The organism is Priestia sp. P5_B4 (assembly GCF_056400385.1).
Window position 1 is genome coordinate 1 of the sequence record NZ_JBFULJ010001156.1, and the last position, 992, is coordinate 992.

The 992-nt window shown below is 34.5% G+C and carries 1 protein-coding gene; it reads left to right on the forward strand.

Translation table 11 applies throughout. The features are described 5' to 3' along the window. On the forward strand, positions 1-833 hold an 833-nt coding region (locus AC1DRF_RS29565), incomplete at its 5' end, for a zinc-binding dehydrogenase (protein WP_477742515.1). Positions 834-992: the final 159 nt, after the last annotated feature.

A 992-nucleotide genomic window follows, 5' to 3' on the forward strand; every position in this document is an offset into this window, starting at 1 on the left:
CTTTCATTCCTGGTTCTGATGGAGCTGGAATTATTATAGAGATTGGAGAAGGTGTTTCAAACGTTTCTTTACATACTGAAGTTATTATTAATCCAAGTTTAGACTGGGAATGTATTGATTCTGTTCCTGACGTTCCTAAAATTCTAGGTGGTCCATCAAATGGGACTTTTTCAGAGTACATAATTATATCAGCTAAAAATGTGGTGGAAAAACCAGCCTACCTTTCATGGAAAGAAGCAGGAGTGCTACCTCTATCAGCTTTAACTGCTTATAGAGCCCTTTTTACAAAAGGAAACTTAAAAGAAGGACAGCACCTTTTAGTACCAGGAATAGGAAGTGGTGTAGCTACTTACGCAATGTTATTTGCAAAAGCCATAGGTGCTAAAGTGAGTGTAACATCAAGAAGTGAAGAAAAAAGAAACCTTGCTAAGAAATATGGGGCAGATCATGCGTTTGATAATAACAGTGACTGGGCAAAAAGTTTAGATGGTGAAAAGGTTGATGTAATATTGGATAGTATAGGTCCTACTACTTTCCCTAACTATTTCGATGTTTTAAAGCCAAATGGTGTTATTGTGAATTTTGGAGCTAGTTCTGGGAATAAAATTGAAATTCCTCTGAGAGCTCTATTTTACCCTCAAATAAGTATCCTTGGTACATCTATGGGGAGTAAAGAAGAGTTTAATCAAATGCTTCAATTTATGACTAAATACGCTATAAAACCGATCATTGATCAAGTATATCCTTTGTCTGAAGCTGTTCAAGCTTTTAATAGAATGGAGAAAGGATCTCAATTTGGAAACATTGCATTAGTAGTTAATGAAAAGTACTGATTTTCTTGTTWAAGCTCACTTTTTAAGTGAGCTTTTTTGTTCCTAGAATCAGTTTTATAGTAACTAAAGATTTATATCTTATACAGCTTAAAAACAGAAAAAAACCTATCTCTTTCCAATCCAAAGAGGTAGGTTTTTTCTGCTCTATTGCTGTAAGGA